Here is a 353-nt window from a genome sequence, read left to right on the forward strand (position 1 = left end):
TCTAATCAAAAGACTAGAAATCAACATTCACCATCACCTTGATGGAATGCTCATTTCTAAGCTTTCAGAAGCAGTTTATGGTGGAGCCAAGCGGGATCGAACCGCTGACCTCCTGCGTGCAAGGCAGGCGCTCTCCCAGCTGAGCTATGGCCCCATTACAAAATTGGTGGGTCTGGGCAGATTCGAACTGCCGACCTCACCCTTATCAGGGGTGCGCTCTAACCAACTGAGCTACAGACCCAATTTCGAGCTTGTAACTGTTAGCTGTGAGCTATCAGCTTGGAGCTTAAAGCTGCTTCTATCGTCTTCTTCAATGAATCAAGCAATTCGTGTGGGAGCTCATGAAGCAGCTG

Annotated in this window: 2 tRNA genes; both read right to left on the reverse strand. The window is 49.0% G+C overall.

The window, feature by feature from the left end:
- Window positions 1-78: 78 nt before the first annotated feature.
- Window positions 79-154 (reverse strand) — tRNA-Ala (locus J4E53_RS30590).
- A gap of 10 nt (window positions 155-164) precedes the next feature.
- Window positions 165-241 (reverse strand) — tRNA-Ile (locus J4E53_RS30595).
- Window positions 242-353 lie beyond the last annotated feature (112 nt).

The sequence above is a fragment of the Pseudomonas sp. FW305-28 genome (genome assembly GCF_017351395.1).
Classification (GTDB): domain Bacteria; phylum Pseudomonadota; class Gammaproteobacteria; order Pseudomonadales; family Pseudomonadaceae; genus Aquipseudomonas; species Aquipseudomonas fluorescens_AA.